16 protein-coding genes are annotated in these 22389 nt (G+C 44.7%); 6 read left to right on the top strand and 10 right to left on the bottom strand.

Going from position 1 to position 22389, the window contains the following annotated elements:
- The first annotated feature begins 146 nt into the window (after window positions 1-146).
- The 6 genes from ACESPQ_RS04870 to ACESPQ_RS04845 all read left to right on the top strand — a co-directional run bounded on the left by ACESPQ_RS04870 (window position 147) and on the right by ACESPQ_RS04845 (window position 9793).
- Window positions 147-3380: an SNF2 helicase associated domain-containing protein gene (locus ACESPQ_RS04870; RefSeq protein ID WP_373144005.1), complete on the top strand. Its 3234-nt coding sequence runs from the start codon at window positions 147-149 to the stop codon at window positions 3378-3380.
- A 605-nt stretch (window positions 3381-3985) separates the two neighbouring features.
- Window positions 3986-5479, top strand: coding sequence for a hypothetical protein (locus tag ACESPQ_RS04865; protein WP_002608092.1), 1494 nt, complete (start codon window positions 3986-3988; stop codon window positions 5477-5479).
- 24 nt (window positions 5480-5503) lie between these two features.
- Window positions 5504-6019: a bifunctional pyr operon transcriptional regulator/uracil phosphoribosyltransferase PyrR gene (gene pyrR / locus ACESPQ_RS04860; protein ID WP_257379372.1), complete on the top strand. Its 516-nt coding sequence runs from the start codon at window positions 5504-5506 to the stop codon at window positions 6017-6019.
- A 9-nt stretch (window positions 6020-6028) separates the two neighbouring features.
- Window positions 6029-7051, top strand: a complete 1023-nt coding sequence (locus ACESPQ_RS04855) for a M42 family metallopeptidase (RefSeq protein ID WP_002608090.1) — start codon at window positions 6029-6031, stop codon at window positions 7049-7051.
- 110 nt (window positions 7052-7161) lie between these two features.
- Window positions 7162-7815, top strand: coding sequence for a TMEM165/GDT1 family protein (locus ACESPQ_RS04850; RefSeq protein ID WP_257327920.1), 654 nt, complete (start codon window positions 7162-7164; stop codon window positions 7813-7815).
- Window positions 7816-8041: 226 nt separating this feature from the next.
- Window positions 8042-9793: a M3 family oligoendopeptidase gene (locus ACESPQ_RS04845; protein ID WP_373144004.1), complete on the top strand. Its 1752-nt coding sequence runs from the start codon at window positions 8042-8044 to the stop codon at window positions 9791-9793.
- A gap of 348 nt (window positions 9794-10141) precedes the next feature.
- Here the strand turns inward: ACESPQ_RS04845 and ACESPQ_RS04840 are convergent, their stop codons facing one another.
- The 10 genes from ACESPQ_RS04840 to ACESPQ_RS04795 form a co-directional block, all read right to left on the bottom strand.
- On the bottom strand, window positions 10142-11656 hold the full coding sequence (locus tag ACESPQ_RS04840) for a response regulator (protein WP_373144003.1): 1515 nt from the start codon (window positions 11654-11656) through the stop codon (window positions 10142-10144).
- The gene (locus ACESPQ_RS04835) at window positions 11649-13124 is read right to left on the bottom strand and encodes a sensor histidine kinase (RefSeq protein ID WP_002608086.1); all 1476 of its coding nucleotides are present in this window, start codon (window positions 13122-13124) and stop codon (window positions 11649-11651) included. The genes ACESPQ_RS04840 and ACESPQ_RS04835 overlap by 8 nt, the downstream gene beginning before the upstream one ends.
- Complete coding sequence (locus tag ACESPQ_RS04830) at window positions 13114-14088, bottom strand: sugar ABC transporter substrate-binding protein (protein ID WP_002608085.1); 975 nt, start codon at window positions 14086-14088, stop codon at window positions 13114-13116. Before ACESPQ_RS04830 ends, ACESPQ_RS04835 begins: the two co-directional genes overlap by 11 nt.
- Before the next feature lie 306 nt (window positions 14089-14394).
- Window positions 14395-15963, bottom strand: coding sequence for a GGDEF domain-containing protein (locus ACESPQ_RS04825; protein WP_257271229.1), 1569 nt, complete (start codon window positions 15961-15963; stop codon window positions 14395-14397).
- A 219-nt stretch (window positions 15964-16182) separates the two neighbouring features.
- A complete protein-coding gene (ptsP, locus tag ACESPQ_RS04820; protein ID WP_373144002.1) occupies window positions 16183-17883 on the bottom strand; it encodes a phosphoenolpyruvate--protein phosphotransferase in 1701 nt (566 codons plus the stop codon).
- 316 nt (window positions 17884-18199) lie between these two features.
- On the bottom strand, window positions 18200-18394 hold the full coding sequence (locus ACESPQ_RS04815) for a hypothetical protein (protein ID WP_002608082.1): 195 nt from the start codon (window positions 18392-18394) through the stop codon (window positions 18200-18202).
- A complete protein-coding gene (locus tag ACESPQ_RS04810; protein ID WP_002608081.1) occupies window positions 18394-19377 on the bottom strand; it encodes an ABC transporter ATP-binding protein in 984 nt (327 codons plus the stop codon). The genes ACESPQ_RS04815 and ACESPQ_RS04810 overlap by 1 nt, the downstream gene beginning before the upstream one ends.
- Before the next feature lie 3 nt (window positions 19378-19380).
- Window positions 19381-20379, bottom strand: a complete 999-nt coding sequence (locus tag ACESPQ_RS04805) for an ABC transporter ATP-binding protein (RefSeq protein ID WP_373144000.1) — start codon at window positions 20377-20379, stop codon at window positions 19381-19383.
- Between the two features lie 12 nt (window positions 20380-20391).
- Window positions 20392-21306, bottom strand: a complete 915-nt coding sequence (gene opp4C / locus ACESPQ_RS04800) for an oligopeptide ABC transporter permease (RefSeq protein WP_002608079.1) — start codon at window positions 21304-21306, stop codon at window positions 20392-20394.
- A gap of 11 nt (window positions 21307-21317) precedes the next feature.
- A complete protein-coding gene (locus tag ACESPQ_RS04795; protein WP_002608078.1) occupies window positions 21318-22298 on the bottom strand; it encodes an ABC transporter permease in 981 nt (326 codons plus the stop codon).
- Window positions 22299-22389 lie beyond the last annotated feature (91 nt).

The raw sequence follows: 22389 nt of genomic DNA, 5'->3' as shown, positions 1-22389 counted from the left end.
GACACTGATGAATGCGAGCAGCAGGTGTATTTTTACAAACACTGAACGGTATACATATCTTCTCTTTATGGAAAAACATTTCATATACAGGGACAAATTACGTGAAAAAGATGGTACAATAATAAGATGAAAGCAGGGGTGTATGTATGGAGTTTACCAATGCACAAATCCGGGATTTTGCCGGAAGTGATGAACAATATGAAAAAGCGAAAAGACTGGTGGATGAGCAGAGAATCGTATCTCTGGATATCGATGATTTTTCTTCCAGGGAAATCATCATGATCAACGCTACCATTAAGGATGGAAAGGACTACCGGGAAGTCAACATGTCCATCGACAAGGATGATGTAACGGTGCGCGCACATTTATGCAGCTGTCCGCAGCATGGGAAAGATACATTGTCCTGTGAGCACTGTACAGCTGTTTTAATAAAGCTGAATGAGGAGCATGAAAAGAAGCAGAAGGAGACGGATGCACATACCGCAGTTCAGCAGCATGACAGCTACGCCATTTCCCTTATGAATGCCTATGAGGAACAAATCATCTATTCCTCGCTGGCTATGAATCTGAAGCAGGCGGTACATATCGAGCCTGTTTTGGAGATTCGTCAGCGAACTATCCTGGCACTGACACTGAAGGTGGGGAATGCAAAGCGCTATATCGTAAAGGATATTGCACAGTTTCTTGACGATATCCGCAACAATGTGAAAAAAAGCTATGGCAAGGAGCTGGAGTTTCTGCATAACCGCTTAAGCTTTGATGAAGATAGTCAGAAGCTGCTTGACTTTATGCTGCGCCATGAGCATGATGTCCTCTATTTCCAGAACCGCCATGCACTGGAGCGCTGTCCACAGGCGCGTAACCTGTGTATGACACCGGATGCGCTTGATGAATTTTTCCAGCTGTACGCCGGTGAGGATATTATGCATCGCATGAAGGAAAAAATGCTGATCAACATGCGCTTTCTGGATGAAAATCCAAAGCTTACCATGGAAGTTAAAAAACAGGAGGATGACTCCTATGAAATCGCCTTGAGCTCTTTGAGCTATCGCATATTTGAAGGCCGCAGCCATATATATTTGTTAATGGATCATATTTTGTACCGCTGTGATACCGCTTATTCCAAAGCCTGCAGCCGCCTGCTGCAGACATATCTGGAAAAGAAAAAACCACTGCTGTTAAGCAGTGAACTCATGCCCACCTTTTATAATAATGTCATTATGAATACACGCCAGTATATTCCGCTGAGAGGTGTGGATATTTCTGCCTTTGCACCGCTTCCTCTGGAATGCCGTCTGTATATCGATATGCCCAAGCACAATGTGATTTCCGCACGCCTGATGTACTGCTATGGAAATGAGGAATACAACGCTTTCAGCACAAGTGCCCTGTCCACCTCCAGAAATTTCAATGATGAAATTGCGACACGGCTTGTCTTTACCCGTTACATGACCCGAATCGATGCAGTGGACGGCATTGCCTATATCGAGCATTCGCAGGATGCCATGTATGAATTTCTGAATCAGGGGCTGAAGGAGCTTGGCAATACCTGTGAGATATTTGCTACAGATAAATTTAAAAAGCTGCAGATCAAGGAGAGTGTCAATATCTCCATGGGTGTCCGCATTGAAAGTGATTTGCTGGAAATTAATTTTGATACCTACGATTTCCCTGTTAATGAGCTGCAGGAGGTCCTTGCCTCTTATCGTATGAATAAGAAGTATTACCGTATGAAAAACGGCTCCTTTGTCAATATCGAGGATAGTGCACTGCAGGAGCTCAGTGCAATTCTGGATGGTATGCACGTGAGTGAAAAGGAAATCAGCAGCGGTGTGATCAAGGTTCCCAAATATCGTTCTCTGTATATTGACAACAGTCTGAAGGATAGCGATATGATCAAGGTCGACCGGGATTCCTCCTTCAAGGATATCATTCGCGGCATCCGCAATGTCAAGGACAGTGACTTTGCAGTCCCTCCAGCGCTGAAGTCAACACTGCGTAATTATCAGAAAACCGGCTTTCGCTGGATGAAAACCATGGCTGCCTATGGCTTTAGCGGTATACTGGCAGATGATATGGGTATCGGTAAAACCCTGCAGGTCATCACGCTGCTGGAGGATGAACGGCTGCAGCGCAAAGATTCTTTGTCACTGGTCGTTTGCCCGTCTTCACTGATACTCAACTGGCAAAGTGAAATTGAGAAATTTTCCAAGACGCTGACGAGCATCATTATCAGCGGCTCCAGTGATGAGCGAAAGGTACAAATCCGCAGCTGTAAGGACTATGATGTCGTTATCACCTCCTATGACTATTTAAAACGGGATATTGAAGCCTACGAGGACTTCACCTTCCAGTATCAGATTATCGATGAAGCGCAGTATATCAAAAACCACAACACCAAGAATGCCATCAGCGTAAAGCAGATACAGGCCCGCCATCGGTTCGCCCTGACCGGAACACCGATTGAAAATTCACTGGCAGAGCTGTGGAGCATCTTTGATTTCCTAATGCCCGGCTATCTGTATACCTATTCATATTTCAAAAAGCAGTATGAGCAGCCCATTGTCAAGGAAAACGATATGGGAATGCTGAAGGAGCTGAAACGTATGGTTGAACCATTTATCCTGCGGCGTGTGAAGAAGGATGTCCTCAAGGAACTGCCGGAAAAGGTGGAAAACACCATGCTGATTGAGCTGGATGAAGAAACAAGAAAATTATATATGGCCAATGTATCCCTCATACGGGATGACCTTAACAAAAGCTTTAAGGAAAAAGGCTTCGCAAACAGTAAAATCATGATTCTCAGTATGCTGACCAGACTGCGTCAGCTGTGCTGTGATCCGCGCCTGCTGTATGAAAATTATAACGGTATCGGTGCCAAAATCAGTGCCTGTATGGAGTTTATTGAAAGCTGCCGGGAATCCGGAAAAAAGGTTCTCCTATTCTCACAGTTCACCTCGCTTCTTTCGCTGCTGGAAAAGGAGCTGGTACGCCAGGATATCCCTTACTATTTGTTGAAGGGAAGCACACCGAAGCTGCAGCGGCAGCAGCTGGTAAACAGCTTTAACAGTGATGATACCCCCATCTTCCTGATATCCCTGAAGGCAGGCGGTACCGGCTTAAATCTGACAAGTGCGGAAGTCGTTATCCATTTTGATCCATGGTGGAACATTTCTGCACAGAATCAGGCAACGGATCGCGCCTACCGCATCGGTCAGCATAACAATGTACAGGTTGTCAAGCTGATAGCAAAGGATACCATCGAGGAGAAAATCATGCAGCTGCAGAGTCTGAAGCAGGACCTCAGCGACTCCATTATTCACAATAACGAGGGAATCATCACCAGTATGAGCAAGGAAGATCTGATGAATTTGTTCTAACGCCCTGCCTCTGTCTGACAAGGTCATGTACAAAAATAGAGATACTTACACAAGCTGAATTTCATTGCTATTTTTATAAGGCTGTCCTTTATAACAGCATGGCATAATGCACAGCTGAAGCTATCATAACAAAGACGCATATACATTTGGATACTCCCATGTACTGCGTCTTTTTCTATATCCAACCTTACTATAGACCTCTGAACGCTTTTCACAGCGCAATGGCTGTCTTACTCATTTGTGGAAGAGAAAGACATAGGGAAGCATGCTGGCAGCATATCTTTTCTCCGTTAAGCAACCGATTACAAGTTATTTCTTTCGCTGCTTATAAAAATGAGCGGTTTCTTGCATCTCATTCCCATATCAGCAAAGAAAAACGAACGATGCCTTCTGATTTTTAAATGCTCCATAACCGTATACAGCGAAGACATGCATTCTGTAGCCGCTTTTCCCCTTAAAATCATCAGTGGATTGCATACCTCCGCATTTTCTATCTGAAGCTGTAGAAAACGATATGATGTAGAATAGAGCCACTCTGCTGACTGTTGTGCAAATTTGTACTTTTTTCGGCAGCAGCCGCATAGCTTACAAACAGGTGATCCCATATGAAAAAAGAACTTTTATTTCCACAGGATTGTGACGGTGAGCAATACCTGCGCCGTCTGATAGACGCCTATCCTTATGATATTGAGGAAGCAAGAGTACTCGCCCTGCTTACCGCACAGCCGCACCCCAGTCCGTATCTGCTGGAATTTCTGACCTATGCCGCGACACTTTCAAAATTTCGTCTGTGCAGCAGTGAAGCAGCACGAAACCCTTCTCTGGACACCCTGTTTCAGAACATGGCCGTCCTGAAGCAAAAGGACAGCAGCCTGCTGCATATGCAGCCCTTTGGATTTGATGCTACCCTGCAGCTGCGTGTATGTGAGGTATCCCATCCCTATGCGCACCTTCCTCTGGAGCAGATTCCCTTTATTTCACAGGTACAGCTGCATCATGTACCACTCTTTCAGCAGCCGGATGCCACCAATATTTCTATTGAGCGCTCCTCCACCTTCATCTACCGCGATATCAGTATGGATGCAAATGCTTTTTTTGCAATGAGTATTGCGATTGCGGATAAAAAGGGCATTGTTTATCTGTCCAGAGAATGCGTACAGCTGGGCGTCTGTCTCGCCGCCCTGTATCCGCTCACTGCCTTGTCCCTGCAACAGGACTTCATTCTCATTTTTGCCTTAGCCTCCGCAAAGGATCAGGCCTGCTACTATTACGATGAAACGAATCAGATCACCATTGGACTGGTCAGCGGAACCCCGCGTATGCATCATATACGCTATCTCAAGGATATGCTGCAGACCCTTTACAATGCAATCTGCATGGAGAAGCACGATCTGCCCATTCATGCCTCCATGCTTCAGATGCAGGCAGGTGATACAAAGAAAGGACTGGTCTTTGCCGGAGAAAGCGGAACCGGCAAAAGTGAGCTGCTTGATGCCTGCCTTCGAGTCTGTGAACAGAAGGGGCTATCGGCAGCCCCCGTTTATGATGATCATGGAACCCTGCATTATCTGGATGAGGAAATTGTCAGCACCGGCGGAGAAATCAGTGCGCTGAAAAACATCACACATTCCCGTATCACCTCGGTATTCTCCACTTTTTCCGACAGCCTGTTTCTGATACAGGAAAATCAGGAGCTGTATCAGATTCTGCCGCTTATTCAGCATGCAAATACCCTGCAGTTTCACAAGGTTACACATTTGTTTTATCTGGATAATGTCAGCGATGAATACGGCTATCGGCGACTGGAAACACTGGATGAATGTCTGGACCTGTTCCGCAAGGGACCCTGCCGCAGAAACGGACAGCTGATTTCCTCCTATTTCATCAATCCGCTTGGCTGTGCTCAAAACAAGCCTGTCTGTGACGCCCTCCTGCGGGATTTCTTTACCATCCTCTATCTGCAGGATATTCCGGTTTATGTTCTGTACACGAGAAGGGCGGAAAACAATACGCAGCTGTATGAGGAATATACAGCCTCGATTTTACGTGAAATCCTTGGAAATGATTGCGAAAACGAAGACGAACCGCTATACTTATAGTAGCTGTACGTCAGGAGGTAGTACATGGAAACAAAGGAAATCATAGACGCGCTCCAGATGAAACGTTCTCTAATCCGCATATCGCATGAAATCATCGAGCATAACCGCGGCGTAGAGGATATCGTCTTAATCGGTATCAAGACAAGAGGAGAAATTCTTGCCAGACGACTGGCAGACATTATATGCAACGTGGAGGACGTCAGTGTTCCCTGCTTTGCCCTGGATGTATCGCATTGGAGAGATGATCGGGAAAAGCTCTATCCCCTGCCGATGGAATCCCTGCCGGTAAAGGATAAAAAGGTCATCCTTGTGGATGATGTACTCTTCAAGGGAAGAACCGTACGGGCTGCGATGGATGCGATCATGCACTATGGTAGAGCCAGGGAAATTCAGCTTGCTGTGCTGGTGGACCGCGGGCATCGGGAGCTTCCCATTCGCGCTGACTATATAGGAAAGAATATTCCCAGCTCCCTGCGTGAGGTCATTCGGGTCAGAGTCAGCGAAATTGACGGAAACGACGGCGTTTCTATAAGTAAGTGAGGTAGACAAATGGATAAGACATACGTATTGGATTTTGCTTCAAGACTTTTGGGGACGGACTCCCCAACCGGTTATACAAAAAAGGCAATTGACCTTGTAGCCGACGAGGCAGCAGCCTTGGGATATCAGACAAAACGCAACAATAAGGGAAACCTTCTGATTTATGTAAAGGGCTCCAGCAGTGAAAAAACAATCGGCTTCTGTGCGCACTGCGACACACTTGGGCTGATGGTACGCTCCATCAAAAGCAACGGTATGCTGGCAGTCACTAACATCGGCGGCCCGATCATTCCCACACTGGATGGGGAATACTGCCGCATTCATACAAGAGATGGCAGGGTATATACCGGTACCGTACTTTCCTGTTCTCCCGCATCACATGTATATAAAGACGCTTCGACCAGAAAACGTGAGGTCGATGAGATGGAAATCCGCATTGACGAGGTTGTGAAAACAAAAGCGGATGTGGAAGCACTCGGCATCTGCAACGGTGATTTTGTGGCAATCGATCCAAAGGTTCAGATTACGGAAAGCGGCTTTATCAAATCCCGCTTTCTGGATGACAAAATCAGTGCCAGTGCCCTGATGGGCGTCCTTCAGCATATGAAGGAACACAGCATCACCCCTGCATACGATCTTATTTTCATGATGAGCACATATGAGGAGGTCGGTCATGGCATGTCACACATACCGGAATGCATTAATGAGCTGATAGCCGTGGATATGGGCTGTATCGGTCTTGATCTGGCCTGCAGTGAACAGGATGTTTCCATCTGTGCCAAGGATTCCAGCGGACCGTATGATTATGAAATGACCAGCCGGCTGATTGAGCTGGCTAAGGAAAAGAAGCTGTGCTATGCCGTTGATATTTATCCGATGTATGGCAGCGACGTCAGCGCAGCACTGCGCGGAGGCTGTGATATCCGCGGTGCACTGATCGGTCCGGGCGTACATGCATCCCATGGAATGGAACGAACGCATTATGATGGTGTGGAAAACACCATGAAGCTGATTCTCGCATATATTTCCTAGCTTTCCCCTTGATTTTCTTCAGAATATGCAACCATGCTCTGAAGAAAATCTTTTTTATATTCCCTGCATACCGCCTGCTTCCCACGCATATAGTTGAAAGAGGTGAACCTATGCTGTTTCATACATTTCTATTTGTTTTTCTGGCAGAGATGGCCGATAAAACACAGCTGATGATTATGGCGCTGACAAACCGCTACTCCGTAAAAACCGTAATTGCCGGCATGATACTCGGTGTCTTTGCCATCAGCGGTGTCTCCGTACTGGCCGGTGATCTGATCGGTGATCTGATTCCCATGCGTCTGATCAAGCTGGCGGCAAGTGCCATGTTTCTGTTTTTTGGACTGATGAATCTTCGCTGCAGCACCGAGGAAGAAGCAGGGCATCATGTTGCAATGAAAATTCCCGTAGTATCCATTGCATTTACCTTTGTTATCGCAGAGCTTGGTGATAAAACGCAGCTTGCCACCGTTGCGCTGGCCGCCGATCACATGCGTGAGCATTTTCCGATTTTCCTCGGTGCTTCTCTGGGGCTGATTATGGCGAATATACTCGGTATCTTTGCAGGCAAGCTGATCTTCTCTCACCTTCGTGAAGATACGGTCAAGGTGGGAAGCTCCTTCATCTTTTTCCTCTTCGGCTCTCTGACCCTGTTTGAAGCCGTTCCTGGCAACAATCTGATATTCATCGGATACAGCACGGTGCTTATGGTATGTGCCTACGCAATTTACACCTTTTCACGTCGTCACGTTGGAACACGCGGATAAAAACACCTTCCTGCAACCTGTTACAAATACCAAAAAAATCGCAATCAGCACAACAGAGTATTCCTGTTTGAATTGCATAAGAGACCCCATGAAAAGTGGAGTCTTTTTACATGTCATCCTCTCAACTGCACAATTTCCTGAAATAAGCTTTGTAAAACTGTGCATTTCCTGTATAGATGGGATATAATATGGGTATTGTCTAAAGGATGAAAGAAGGTAGATACTTATGAATGAATGGTCTTTAGATGTTTTATACAAGGGATATTATGATGAAGCCTTTGTTAATGACTTCAAAAAAATGGATACCGTTATTCAACGCTGTACACAGGCTGCTGAGCAGCTGTGTCATGATAACGAGGTGAAAGCTTTACACGATATGCTGTCCCTGCTGGAGGAATTCCACACACTAGCCGATCGCGTCGGGCACTTTATTTCTCTGAAGCAGTCCACGAATACATCGGATGGAAAAACGGTTTCGCTGATGAATCAGTTTTCACAGAAATTCAGCGGCATCACGAAAGCAAATGCAAAGTTCAACCGCTACGTGGCAGAAATTGAGGATCTGGATGCGTGTATTGAACAGGATGCACTGCTGAAGGAATACAGCTACCTGCTGCATACAATAAAAGAGGACAGTACCTATCTGCTCAGTGATGATGTAGAGGATGTATTATCCAAAATGAATATCAGCGGCGGTGAAGCCTGGGCCAATCTGCAGGAATATCTGACGAGTATTGTAGAGGTAGAGTATAAGGGCGAAGTCTCCACCCTTTCTCAGATTCGCAATATGGCCTATGACAGTGATGCAAAGGTGCGCAAGAGTGCCTATGAGGCAGAATTGAAGGCCTATGATAAACTACGCGATGCCGTTGCCTTTTCCTTAAACAGCATCAAGGCACAGGTTTTGACAGAATGTGAGCTGCGCGGCTTTGCTTCTCCACTTGCCATGACACTGCACAATGCGCACATGAAGCAGGAAACGCTGGATGTCCTGCTGCATACCATGCAATCCTATATGCCGAAATTTCATGCCTATCTCAGACGCAAGGCAGAGCTTCTCGGATATAAGAACGGTCTTCCCTGGTATGAGCTGTTTGCGCCACTCGGTGAGGAAACAAAAACCTATCGTGTAGAGGAGGCAAAGGAATACCTGCTGAAGCACTTCCGTCCTTTCGCAGAGGATATGGCAGATATGATGGAGCGTGCCTTTGACGAAAGCTGGATTGATTTCTTCCCGCGCAAGGGAAAGGTCGGCGGTGCCTTCTGTGCTAATTTAAGCGGCGTAAAACAGAGCCGTGTTCTGACGAACTATGACGGTGCGCTTGGTGATATCGTTACGCTTGCCCATGAGCTGGGACATGCCTATCACGGTATGATGATTGAGAATCACCGTCCCCTGAATACCGATTATTCCATGCCGGTTGCGGAAACTGCTTCAACATTCAATGAAAACATCATTATGAATGCCGCAATCGAGGAGGCGAAGGGTCAGGAAAAAATCACATTGATTGAAAATCAGCTGCAGGATCTGACACAGGTTATCTGTGATATCTATTCCCGCTTCCTGTTTGAAAAGACAGTATTTGAAAAGCGCAAAGACAGCTTTATGTTTGCGGACGAGCTGGAAGCCATCATGATCGAAACACAGAAGCAGGCATATGGGGACGGTCTGGACCCCGACTATCTGCATCCGTATATGTGGATTTGCAAGTCCCATTACTATTCCAGCGGTTTGAGCTTCTACAATTTCCCATATGCATTCGGAGCTCTGTTTGCACGGGGACTGATTGTGAAGTATCAGGAAGAGAAAGAAGCTTTCGTACCAAAATACCGTGAGCTTCTAAAAGCAACAACGGTATCCAGTGTTGAGGATGTTGCAGCGATGGCTGATATCGACCTGTGTGATGAAGCATTCTGGACAAGCTGTCTGGATACATGCGCACAGCGTATTGATGAATTTCTGGAGCTGACCAAATAAAAAGAGATACCGCAATATCTGTTTATGAAAACAGCATTGTGCATACATGAATTTTGAAGTCGGTTGAACAATGAATGAATATGCAATATTCGCTTGTGGAATACATCCCATTCGGATATTGCTTTTCTTTTTACGCTTGGCATAAAAAAACCATGTTCTGGGAGAAACATGGTTTTTTTAAAGAAAAAGGATTAAAGTAAGGCCGGCTGGTAACAGCCTTACCATTATGGTATTGCAGATATAATTATGATTGTTAAATTGGTCTTTTATCTGCAATGTTATTATATAACTGTTAAACTAGTAAATTCTTGTTATCTTTAGCAATTATTTGCAGTTTCCTTTTATTTCCTATTTGTCGTCGAAGGAATTCTTATACATCTTCGGTGTTACACCGGTATACTTCTTAAATATTTTTGTGAAGTAATTCTGTCCCTGAAAGCCGACCTCATAAGCAATCTCCTTGATTCGCTTACCGCTTTTCAACAGCTCCTTACTCGCCTCCACCCGCCGCTCGCTGACAAGCTCGGTAAAGGTTTTATGCAGAGAATTATTCAACAGCTTACTCAGGTAAAACGGTGAAATCTGCAATGCATCCGCCATATCACTCAGGGTGATCTGTTTACGGTAGTTGGCATCAATATAGCGGACTGCCTGACGTACCAGCTGATTGGTGTTACGGAAGCGCTCCTCAACAATGGGATCATACAGTCGATGCATCTGCATATGTAGATACAGCGGCACCTCCTGATGAATATTCGTACTGATTTGCAGTGGTGCTATTTCTATCCTTTGCAGATTGATATCCGCATACTCCTTTTGCAACGTATCACGCAGCCTTTCAAACAAATCGGCCACCTCCTGAACGATTTGCCTGCGCTCATGAGGAATCAGTGTCAGACAGAGCTGATGAACTGCCCTTTTTAGACCCTCCTCATCCATTTTCTGAAAGATGGACACAAATCGTGCAACAATTTTATCCAGATCGATATCCACCTTGCAATCATCGCTGCTGTCCTGCAGAAGCTGAGAACAGATCGGCTCCTGAATGCCGATGCGATCTCTTGCTATTTGGAAGGAATGGTGAAACAGCGCAATGTCATTTACAATCGGTCCGATACCAAATTCAAGGCTATCCGACTGCAATGCTGTGATATAGCTCTCCAAATGCTGCAAATCCTCCTGCGGAATAGCCCGCTCTGCAAGGATATAAAAAATCTGCAGCTCATGAAAGAGCTCCTTCAGGCAGCGAAAGCCCAGCTGTATGAAGCCTGCGGACACCTTTTCCATATAGGTTTGATCGTAATGAGAGGATCGGATGATGAAACAGAAGCCGCTGCAGATGCGCGGACTGAGCAGTCTTAGATTCTTGCGCAGCACCAGCTCATCCTCATTCGACAATATGGCAAACAGACATTCATTTTCCACGACCGGAGTAATCCTTTCTATTTTTTCCAGCAGATCACTCTGATGCTTTTTTTCATTCTGCTTCTGCTGTAACTGCTCCATCGTTTTTCGCAGAGCATCCTTTAAATGATCAATCGTATACGGCTTTAAGATGAAATCCTCTACACCAAGACGAATCGCCTCCTGTGCATATTCGAAGTAATTATAGGAGGATAAAATCAGAAACTCCACTTCCCCCGCTGTCTGCCGAATGCGGCGAATCACCTCCAGACCATTGATACCCGGAATATTGATATCGGCTAATATGATATCCGGATGATGCTCTTCAAACAGGGTCAGTGCTTCTTTACCATTTTTCGCAGCATACAGCTCCTGACATTCCGGAAAACCCTCCTGAATGATTTTATACAGCGTTTCCCGCTCAATCTGTTCATCCTCAATGATCATGATTTTATACATATCCGTTCTCCTTCAAATCAATCTGTATATTGATTTCAAATCCGCATTCCTCCAGACTGTTGACAATGATACGTACCCCATCGCCATAAAAGGCCTTCAGGCGCCTTGTAACATTATAAAGCCCAAGATGAGAGCGTTCATCACTGCTCATGCGGAAATCGTTCAGAATAAGCTTCTCCAGCTCATCCGCAGGCATACCGGTACCGTTGTCACTGACAGATATCATGATTTCATCATTGAGACGGCTTACCTCAATCACAACCTCTCCATCCTCGATAATATCCTGTAAGCCGTGTGACACCGCATTTTCCACAAGCGGCTGCAGCACCATGGAGGGCATCGGGATATCCGGCAAATCCTCCTCAATATCCATCAGAAAGCGGATTCTGTCACCGTATCGTTTTTCCTGTATGTAATTGTAGTTGTAAATTGCCTTGATTTCCTTTTTCAGAGAACTGATTTTACTTGCATTATCAAGACCGTAGCGAAGCAGCTGGCTCGTCTTTTCCATCAGCTCACTTGTTTCATAGGCTCCCTCACTGTACGCCTTTTTATAAATCATATTCAGTGTATTGAACAGGAAATGCGGATTGATCTGATTCTGTAAAATGCGCAGCTCGCTTTGGGCAAGCAGCTCATCTTTTCGCAGATTGTCATTCTGCTGTTCCAGAACCCTGCGTTCCAGCCTTGCCTTTTCATTTTCATACTGGATGTTTTTTTCGATACTGTCCGCCATATCCTCCAGGGCAAGACAAAGCACATTCATCTCCTTATTCGTATTGGAAATCTGCGTAAGGTCATATGCTCCCTTCTTGATACGGTTCATATTATTGATTACCTTTTCCAGAGGATCGGTGATGGATTTGATAGTGGATATGGAAAAATAGATCATCCATACAATCAGATAGAGGATAAAGAACAGCGACACCAGCTGCATGGTCTTCTGATTGCTGTTGACTGCCGCCTTTTGCAGCTGCATATCCTGCGTTGCCAGACCATAATATTCACTAGCTGTCTTATTGATCAGATCATATTCATACAGCAGCTCCTGATACTTCGCACTGAACTCCTTTTCCTGCTGAAGATCGGAAGCGATGACCAGCTCTGCCTGCGCCATATAGCCATCCACCATATTGTTTAGCAGCTCGAAACGCCAGACATGATCCTGATTTTTCAGACTCGCCTTTACCTTTTCCACATTTCCCTGCAGAACTGTGCGATATCTGTGAAAATCCTTATAATTCTGATCATCTGGAGAATACAGGTACACCTGTAACGCATCGTTGAGATTCTTCAAATTGTCATAAAACTGATTCAGCTCATTGTAGGTGGTATAGGTGGAATTGAATTTCTTTATCGTTCGATCATTGATAAGTACATAGGTCGTGCAGACAAGTACCATCACCACGATCAGCATGAGATTGTAGTTCATGATTTTACTGCGAAAGCTTTTTGATCTATTCCACATGCATTTTCTCCTTTTGCAAAGCGGAGGCATAGGTATTCAGATTCTTCCTGTTAACGAGCACAAGATAGGAAGGAATCCTTTCCTTTTCCGGCCGTACTCCCCTGGTGACATAATCATATAATATATGTACCGATTCATATCCGTACTGATAAAAGGATGTCACAATACTGCCTTCCACCTTCCCCTCCCGTATCAGCTCCAGTGTTTCCTTCATATCATCAACGCCGTACACAAGAATCGTATCGCGATTGTCCATATATTCGCTTGCATCCACAAAACCGATCGCATTCTCCCCTGCAAGGTTGATGGAAACATTCATACCGGTATCCTTCTGCAGCACCTTGATCCACTCGTTGCGGGAGGTGAGCTGGTCACTGCGCGATTCACTTTTTGCGACAATCTCAAAGCCGCCGGGATGCTGTGCAAATACAGCTTCAATGGATGCAATCTGATCCCTTGCAAGGTCAAAGCTCAAATCACTGACCTGAATGCCGATGCGAAGCATTTTATTCTTACCCAGCTTTTCTTCGATATCGGCTAACAGAAGTCTGGCCTGTTCATCAAAGTCCTTGCTGATCGTCGTTAGCGGACTGCTGCCCTCAACAGGAGAATCCACCAGGACAAAGGGGATACCCTTGTCATTTCCTTTTTGGATCAGCTCCTTGCTGATGACCCCCTGTGTGATTATGCCATCTGCTTTTTTCAAAAGACCTGTATTGATGACATCCACCATATCATCGGTGGAAATTTTAATAGGTCCCTTCCAGTCACAATGCACCTCCAGCTCTGTACAGGCATCCTGCATCCCTTCTCTGGCCTTTTGCCATAGCGTATGCGTAGATAAAGGTGTGGCAAATAGAAAATACTGTGAGGATTTTTTCTCCTCCTTTGGCTCAGCTGCACTGCATCCGCCACTCAGCACCAGACACAGGCACACGATTCCGCATAGTCTTTTTTTTCTCATTCTCATCCCCGCTCTCATGGAATCATTCTATCACATCACAGACAAATTGAAAACGCGTGAAAAATAAAAAAAATGATTCTTGAAAGGGATCGTAAGAATCATTTCTTTATACAAGATTATCAGCAATAGAGACGATCCTCATATCGCTCCATCATTGAAAAACCGCTGAACTGCATTCATGTCCGGGGTTTACCGCGGCTGTTTTCCTCTCTGATAACTTTGTGATTAAGCGGCATATCTGCCGACTACAGTACATAGTATACAGTATCAAATATAAAATATCTTGTCATTTTTAGCAATATCTTGTCATGTACTCAATTCTGTAATATCATAGCAGTTTCCACCGGCGTTCTTTGCGTGATACATCGCTTCATCCGCCTTTTGGAATATCTCATCATACCTGCAGATATGATTGCTCATACATACACCGATACTGGCACTCAGGACCTGTCTGTCCTCGATTCTTGTATTTACCAGACGATCTAAAATCTCATCCAGACGCTCATACAGATAGGGCAGAGAAAGGATATTCTTCATAAACACACAGAACTCATCACCGCCGATGCGACCGATGAATTCGCTGCTGCGAAGAACCTCCTTCAACACCTTAACGACATGCAGAAGCACCTGGTCACCGACAAGATGACCGAAGGTGTCGTTGATGCTTTTAAATTTATCAATATCAATGACCAACAGGCAGACATACTGATCCTGATGCATGGTTTCAAGCTCTGCACTCACATGTGTCCGAAACGCCGTTTTATTCATGACATTTGTGAATTCCTCTATTTCAGAACGACGCTCCAGCTCCCTGTTTTCCTTTAAAATCTGATTACGTTCATACAGCAGCTGTTCCATGTCTATCTTTAACAGCAGCGTATTCTTCATGTTGTTGTGTGCAGCCGAAAGCTCCAGCTGCCGAATATCATAATACTCCTCCAGCGCCTGTAGACGCTCCTGTTCAGCTTTAAACGTGTTCGCATAAATGACCTGACATTCCTTAAGCTCGGAATGATTCTGATAATTCGGATAATCCTGAAGAATCAGCTGAAGCTCATATAAAATCTGTGAGGAAAGCTTCTGTTCCTGAAACTGCATGCAGACCTTAAATACCTTAAGGAGATTTTTAAACGTATGCAAACGATCCTCTTCTCTGCCGGCAATTTCCAGAAAGCGGACCACTTCAGCACGCAGCCTTGCTATATCCTGCGTATGGGCAGACAAGAGAACCTGATACATCTGATAGTCATTATCTACTGTAACGATCTGAAATCGTTTTTGAAATTCTCGGTACCAGATCAGCCAGCGCTCATATTCAAGATCATCCTTCAGATAAATGCTTGTCCCCATCAGATTGATGATATTGAAGCCATCATTGATTTTAAGATCATCATAGCTACCGATTCCGCGCTCTTCAAAGGCATTGGTGAAATATTCCTTTGCGATTTCATAATAACCAAGGTTAAAAAAGAGTACACCCAGATTGTTTAAAATGATATACAGATACCCGAGCTCCTGATGATCCAAAGCGATATAATAGGACTTCAGCATATATTCAACCGACATGATATCATCGCCAAGCGTTCCACTCACCATCCCTGCCAGATTATAGCACATCATCTGAAAAAATGGATAGGGCGTATGTTCTCCGATGCGAATTCCCTCCTGCAGATATTTCATCGCTTTATCATAAACACCTGTGTTGAAATAGGAGCTGCCAAGAAAATAACAGCTGATTATCAAATAATGGTCATTGTTTTGTTCCCTGCTGGCTGTATATAACAGGGAGGCATAATGAAAAATGCCTTCAAAATCACGAAGGACTCTTTTTTCTTCAATGTGTGTATACAAGCTCTCTAACTTATCTGTTTTCATGGTATTATCATATCACAATCATATATGTTTTTAAACACTCTGTCGATACAAGTGTCTATAAATGCAGTTTTTTACATACTATTTAGCGATTTCATACGCTGTCTGAATGATTGATACAGCAAAAGCTGCAGTACCGTTCGTATTTTTCACTGGAAATTCAGTCTGTTTCACTATAAAAAAACCGGACAGCAGTCTGCCATCCGGTTCCATTTATAAATATTATTCCACTGCTTTTTTCACAAGTGCAAGAACATCTTCAGCAGTCGCCTGCTTCAGTGCTTCCTCAGCAAGACCTTCCATTTCCTTCTTGCTCAGGTTGGTAACCATCTTACGAGCCTTCAGAATCTGTGTAGCTGACATGGAGAACTCATCGAGTCCAAGACCGAGAAGTACAGGTACCGCATATTCTTCTCCAGCCATTGCTCCACACATACCAGCCCATTTACCTTCCTTGTGAGCTCCGTCAATCGTCATTTTAATGAGACGCAGGATAGATGGATTGTATGGCTGATACAGGTAGGATACCTTCTCATTCATACGGTCAGCTGCCATAGAGTACTGAATCAAATCGTTTGTACCAATGGAGAAGAAATCTGCTTCCTTCGCAAAGTTATCTGCATTTACTGCAGCAGCAGGAATTTCCACCATCATACCTACTTCGATTTTATCTGCAACCTTAGCACCTTCTGCAATCAGTTTTTCTCTTTCTTCTTCAAAGATTGCCTTACCCTGACGGAATTCATCAACCGTCGCAATCATCGGGAACATGATGCACAGTCTTCCGTAAACAGAAGCACGGATCAGTGCACGCAGCTGTGTGCGGAAAATTTCTGTTCTGTCCAGACACAGACGAATTGCACGATATCCCAAAAACGGGTTCATTTCCGGATCGAACGTGAAGTAAGGAAGCTTTTTGTCACCACCGATATCCAGTGTACGTACGACAACACGGCGTCCTCCCATACCTTCAAGAACTGCTTTATAAGCTTCAAACTGCTCATCCTCAGTAGGGAAGTGATCAGAGTGCATATACAGGAATTCTGTACGGTACAGACCGATACCTTCACCACCATTGTTCAACACACCCTCTACATCATCCGGTGTACCGATATTTCCGGCAAGCTCAACCTCATGTCCGTCTGTTGTAATGGATTTTGCATCCTTTAATACCTTCAGTGCTTCTTTTTCTTCCATATAAGCAGTACGTTTTCCTTCATATTCCTTGATTTCCTCAGCAGTTGGATTCAGAATAACAACGCCGTCCAATGCATCCAGAATTACCGTATCGCCATTGCTTGCGGCATCCAGAACACCACTGCAGCCTACAACAGCAGGAATCTCCAGAGAGTTTGCCATGATAGCAGAGTGGCTTGTCTTACCACCGATATTCGTCGCAAAGCCCTTTGCGTATTCATTCAGCTGCGCTGTGTCGGAAGGTGTCAAATCATGTGCGATAATAACGGAATCCTCGTTGATTGCACTCAGATCAGGAATCGTCAGTCCCAGCAGATTACATTTCAAACGGAATGTAACATCCTTAACATCAGCTGCTCTCTCTTTAAAGTATTCGTTATCCATGGATTCAAACATGGCAACCATCATATTCGCAACTTCATTGGTCGCAAATTCTGCGTTTACCTTGTCGTTTTCAATCATTGAGATAATCTGGCTTGCCAGCTCAGGATCCCCTGCCATCATCAGGTGAGCATCAAAAACTGCCAGCTCTTCCGGTGCCAGACGTTTTGCGGCACGTTCCTTGATACCTTCGATATCAGATTTCGTTTTTTCCAAAGCAGCGTTGAATTTCGCTACCTCTTCTGCAGGTGTTGCTTCTGTCTTAACAATTTCGAAGCTCGGTGTTTCCAGCTTGTAAACCTTTGCAATCGCAATCCCTGCGGATGCTGCAATACCTTTTAACATAAGTATGTCCTCCTCTTACTTCATGTAATACTTATTAAAAGTAGTCCTTATCTGATAGAATCACAACGCTTCCATGAGTCTATCTCTACCTAAAATAATAACATTTTTTGAGCCTATAAGCAATGGAAGAATGCATTACAAAGCGCTTTTTTCGACAAAGGAAAAGCTGTACCACCGCACGTCCTGCAGCTGAAAGCTTCAAGGAAAATACCAATTGTAGTCATTTTCGTCTGGATACAGTCATAAAAAGCCAATACAAAAAAAGCACAGAGCTCTACAAATATTTGCAGACACCTGTGCCTTCGTCTTTAACGACTTAGTGAATATACAGAAGAAAGAGCCAGATAAATATACCGAGTACGGCACAGAACAGCAGAATTACCGGTACAAACACCGAGAATGCAGCCATAATGAGAGCCAGAAAGTCACCCTTTTCAAGATTTGCTTCCTTCCCTTCCCGCACTTCCTTCTTTTTCAACAGATCCTTAAATTTCGGTTTATTGATGAACACTAGAACTCACCGCCAAAATGGCAGAGAACAACGTGACCCGGTTTGATTTCCTTCGCTGCCGGCTCCTGTGTTTTACAGATATCCTTCGCGTATGGACAACGCGGGTGGAATTTACATCCGCTTGGTACGTTGACATTGCTTGGAATCTCTCCATGAATTGCTTCCATGCTGGAACGCTGTGTAGGATCCGGCTTTGGAATCGCAGCCATCAGCGCCTTTGTATAAGGGTGCTGCGGATTCTCATAGATTTCATCCTTATCCGCAAGCTCTACCAGTGAACCAAGGTACATAACACCTACACGGTTACTGATATGCTTCACAACACTGAGGTCATGAGAAATAAAGATGTAAGAAATCTTTCGTTCTTCCTGCATATCCATCATCAGGTTGATGATCTGTGACTGAATGGAAACATCCAGTGCGGATACCGGCTCATCACATACGATGAAGCTTGGATCCAGTGCCAGAGAACGGGCGATACCGATACGCTGACGCTGACCTCCGGAGAACTGATGCGGGTAACGGTAGCAGTAGTATGGCGGCAAACCGCATTTTTCCATCAGATTCAGAATATACTGTTTCAGCTCGTCACCTTTTTTATAATAGCCATGCGCAACCAGCGGTTCACTCAAAATGTTGTATACATTCATCCGGGGATTCAAAGAGCTGTATGGATCCTGGAAAATGATCTGCATTTCCTCACGCAGCTTTCGCATTTCCTTACGGTTCTTTTTCAGAATATCTTCACCATTGAAGTGCACTTCCCCGCTTGTCGGTTCATGCAGACGAAGAATTGCACGTCCTAGTGTGGATTTTCCACAGCCGGATTCTCCAACAAGACCAAGCGTCTCCCCTTCATACAGCTTGAAGGATACACCATCAACAGCCTTTACATATTTTTTATTTTTATCCAGTTTACCTTTTCCAAGAGGGAAATATTTTTTCAGGTCTTTGACTTCGAGAATTACTTTCTTGTCTTCCATTTTTTATTCCTCCCCTTTCGCATCATCAAACAGGAAGCAGCTAACGTGATGTCTGAATCCGACCTTCACGTCATGCGGCTGGGACTCCCTGCATTTTGGCATCGCCTTCGGACAACGGTCTGCGAAATAGCAGCCCTTTGGCAGATTGATCGGGTTTGGTACATTCCCTTCAATCGTACTCAGACGTTTGCTTCCGCTGTTCAGGGAAGGCATACTGCTCATTAAGCCAACGGTATACGGATGCTTCGGGTTTTTGAAGATTTCAAATACCGGAGCACTTTCCACTACCTTACCGGCATACATGACATTTACATGGTCCGCCATCTGTGCAACCACACCAAGGTCATGCGTAATCAGCATGATGGAGGTTCCTGTTTTTTCCTTCAGATCATTCATCAGCTTCAGAATCTGTGCCTGAATGGTAACATCCAGTGCTGTTGTCGGTTCATCGGCAATCAGCAGCTTTGGATTACATGCAAGCGCCATAGCGATCATAACACGCTGACGCATACCACCGGAAAGCTGATGCGGGTAGTTGTCCACAACCTTTTCCGGGCGGGAAATTCCAACCATGTCCAGAAGCTTGACAGCGCGTTCGTGTGCCTCTTCCTTTTTTACATCCTCATGCAGCAGGATATTCTCCATAATCTGATTTCCTACTGTGAATACCGGGTTCAATGAAGTCATCGGCTCCTGAAAAATCATAGAGATATCGTTACCACGAATCTTACGGATTTCATCATCCTTTAATGTCGCAAGGTTTTTGTCACCATACATGATCTTGCTGTCTTCCCCGATTTTACCGGGTTCATCCACCAGACCAAGGATACTCATGGCCGTAACACTCTTTCCACAGCCGGATTCCCCAACGATTGCCAGTGTTTCATTTTCGTACATTTTGAAGTTGTTTCCGTCTACCGCCTTGGAAACACCCTTTTTTGTATAGAAATATACTTTCAGATTTTCAACATCCAATATTTTCTTGTTCTTTACTTGTTCCATACTCACCAGCTCCTATCGTATATCTTTCGGGTCAAACGCATCACGCAGTCCCTCTCCAATCAGATTGATGGAGATAACGGTCAGCAGACACATGATACCGGCAGGCAGCCAGTTCCATGGAAAGTCCTGGAAGACTTCGGTATTTCTTGCCAGTTCCATCAGATTTCCCCAGGAAGGCGTAGGTGCGGTAACACCCATACCAAGGAAAGATAATCCGGCCTCTGTCAGAATAGCACTCGCCATGGACAATGTCGCATTAACAATGATCATGGATAAAACATTCGGTATCAGATGCTTGAATATTTTTGAAAAATCACTCAGACCAAGTGCCTCGCAGGCCTGCATGAATTCCTGTTCGCGAAGTGACAGAATCTGCCCGCGCACAAGACGCGCCAGTCCCGGCCACGACAGCACACCGATCAGAAACGATACGATATACATTTTCACATTTGACGGTGTCCATAACATATTATATGCCAGTACAAGAATCAGTGGTGTAAATGGCAGAGAGTACACAATTTCCGCAAAACGCATAAGAAGATTGTCAATCCATCCACCATAATAACCGGATATACCACCGATCACACAGCCAAGGAGCACCGTAATCAGGGCAGCGATGATACCTACCATGATAGAAATACGTCCACCCAGGAACAAACGGAAGAATACATCACGCCCCTGCTGGTCAGTACCCAGCCAGTGCTCAGCATTCGGTCCAATATTTTTTGTATCAAAGCTATAATCATTTACATTAACACCGCTTATGATCGGTACGAAAATCACGGCAAGAACGATCAGTATAAAAATGATCAGACCAGCCATAGCGATTTTGTTTTGTCTGAATTTATTCCATGCAATTTGCCAAGGGCCCATGGTATCGCTTTTATCCAGCTTTATTTCAGTTTGATTTACATTTTCTTTCGCCATTCTAATCACCTCTATTCTACTTTAACACGTGGATCGACAACGGAATACAGAATATCCGACAACAGATTTCCCAGCACCATCAAAATGGCAGAGAACATCAGACACGCCGTGATAATACTCTGATCCTGTCCACTGATTGCCTCGATCAAAATCTTACCCAGACCAGGCCACAGGAATACGGATTCCAGAATCATTGCCCCACTGAACAGGGAAGGAATGTACAGACCCAGCAGCGTGACAAGAGGTATCAGCGCATTTTTAAATGCATGACGGTAAATCACTGTTTTCTCTTTCAAGCCCTTTGCACGCGCGGTTCGTACATAGTCCTGATTGATAACATCGATCATGGAGCTTCGTACATAACGGGAGAAGGTCGCAAAGTTACCGAACGCAAGAACAATTGTCGGCAGCAGCATATGCAATGCAACATCTCCGATTTCCTGGAATATATTATCATATCCGAAGACTGCAAGATCCGGGGTACGCATACCGTTGACTGGTATCACGCCGGAAGGCAGCGCTACGAAGAAAATCAGAATCAGCGCAAAGAAGAAAGTTGGCACAGATACACCCAATAAGGAGAATACTGTCCAGAAATTGTCGAATTTAGAGAATTTTTTTGTTGCCTGCTTAATTCCAATCGGAATAGAAAGCCCGATACCGATAACGAGGGAAACCAGGTTCAGCAGGAATGTATTCCATACGTAGTCTCCAATGATTTCAGAAACTGGAAGTTTGAACTTGGTAGATGTCCCCAGTTCTCCTTTAGCAAGATTTCCAACCCAGATTACATACTGTTCTGGCAGAGATTTATCAAGTCCCAATTCCTCACGAATCTGCTGTTTCTGTTCCGGGGTAGCCTTGCTTCCCATTCCCAGATAAGCATCAACTGGATCTCCTGGCATTCCTTTTACGGTCCCAAAAATGACGATTGAAATAATAAATATGACAGGAATTAGATTTAGCAAACGTTTAACTATATATTTCAGCATGAGATCACCTCCAAAAAAACTTAATTTTGAAACATAGAAGTTGAATTAAAACATAAATAAGAGCAAGTGTATCCTTGCTCTTATTTGAACA

Origin of the sequence: Clostridium sp. HGF2 (assembly GCF_964240115.1) — a bacterium.
GTDB classification, from domain to species: Bacteria; Bacillota_I; Bacilli_A; order Erysipelotrichales; family Erysipelotrichaceae; genus Clostridium_AQ; species Clostridium_AQ innocuum.
This window is presented reverse-complemented; position numbering and strand designations above follow the sequence as displayed.

What these genes read in the sequence shown, in the direction of transcription:
- ACESPQ_RS04870 (WP_373144005.1), top strand. Translation starts at nt 147, where the DNA reads ATGGAGTTTACCAATGCACAAATCCGGGATTTTGCCGGAAGTGATGAA.
- ACESPQ_RS04865 (WP_002608092.1), top strand. Translation starts at nt 3,986, where the DNA reads ATGAAAAAAGAACTTTTATTTCCACAGGATTGTGACGGTGAGCAATAC.
- pyrR (WP_257379372.1), top strand. Translation starts at nt 5,504, where the DNA reads ATGGAAACAAAGGAAATCATAGACGCGCTCCAGATGAAACGTTCTCTA.
- ACESPQ_RS04855 (WP_002608090.1), top strand. Translation starts at nt 6,029, where the DNA reads ATGGATAAGACATACGTATTGGATTTTGCTTCAAGACTTTTGGGGACG.
- ACESPQ_RS04850 (WP_257327920.1), top strand. Translation starts at nt 7,162, where the DNA reads ATGCTGTTTCATACATTTCTATTTGTTTTTCTGGCAGAGATGGCCGAT.
- ACESPQ_RS04845 (WP_373144004.1), top strand. Translation starts at nt 8,042, where the DNA reads ATGAATGAATGGTCTTTAGATGTTTTATACAAGGGATATTATGATGAA.
- ACESPQ_RS04840 (WP_373144003.1), bottom strand. Translation starts at nt 11,656, where the DNA reads ATGTATAAAATCATGATCATTGAGGATGAACAGATTGAGCGGGAAACG.
- ACESPQ_RS04835 (WP_002608086.1), bottom strand. Translation starts at nt 13,124, where the DNA reads ATGTGGAATAGATCAAAAAGCTTTCGCAGTAAAATCATGAACTACAAT.
- ACESPQ_RS04830 (WP_002608085.1), bottom strand. Translation starts at nt 14,088, where the DNA reads ATGAGAAAAAAAAGACTATGCGGAATCGTGTGCCTGTGTCTGGTGCTG.
- ACESPQ_RS04825 (WP_257271229.1), bottom strand. Translation starts at nt 15,963, where the DNA reads ATGAAAACAGATAAGTTAGAGAGCTTGTATACACACATTGAAGAAAAA.
- ptsP (WP_373144002.1), bottom strand. Translation starts at nt 17,883, where the DNA reads ATGTTAAAAGGTATTGCAGCATCCGCAGGGATTGCGATTGCAAAGGTT.
- ACESPQ_RS04810 (WP_002608081.1), bottom strand. Translation starts at nt 19,377, where the DNA reads ATGGAAGACAAGAAAGTAATTCTCGAAGTCAAAGACCTGAAAAAATAT.
- ACESPQ_RS04805 (WP_373144000.1), bottom strand. Translation starts at nt 20,379, where the DNA reads ATGGAACAAGTAAAGAACAAGAAAATATTGGATGTTGAAAATCTGAAA.
- opp4C (WP_002608079.1), bottom strand. Translation starts at nt 21,306, where the DNA reads ATGGCGAAAGAAAATGTAAATCAAACTGAAATAAAGCTGGATAAAAGC.
- ACESPQ_RS04795 (WP_002608078.1), bottom strand. Translation starts at nt 22,298, where the DNA reads ATGCTGAAATATATAGTTAAACGTTTGCTAAATCTAATTCCTGTCATA.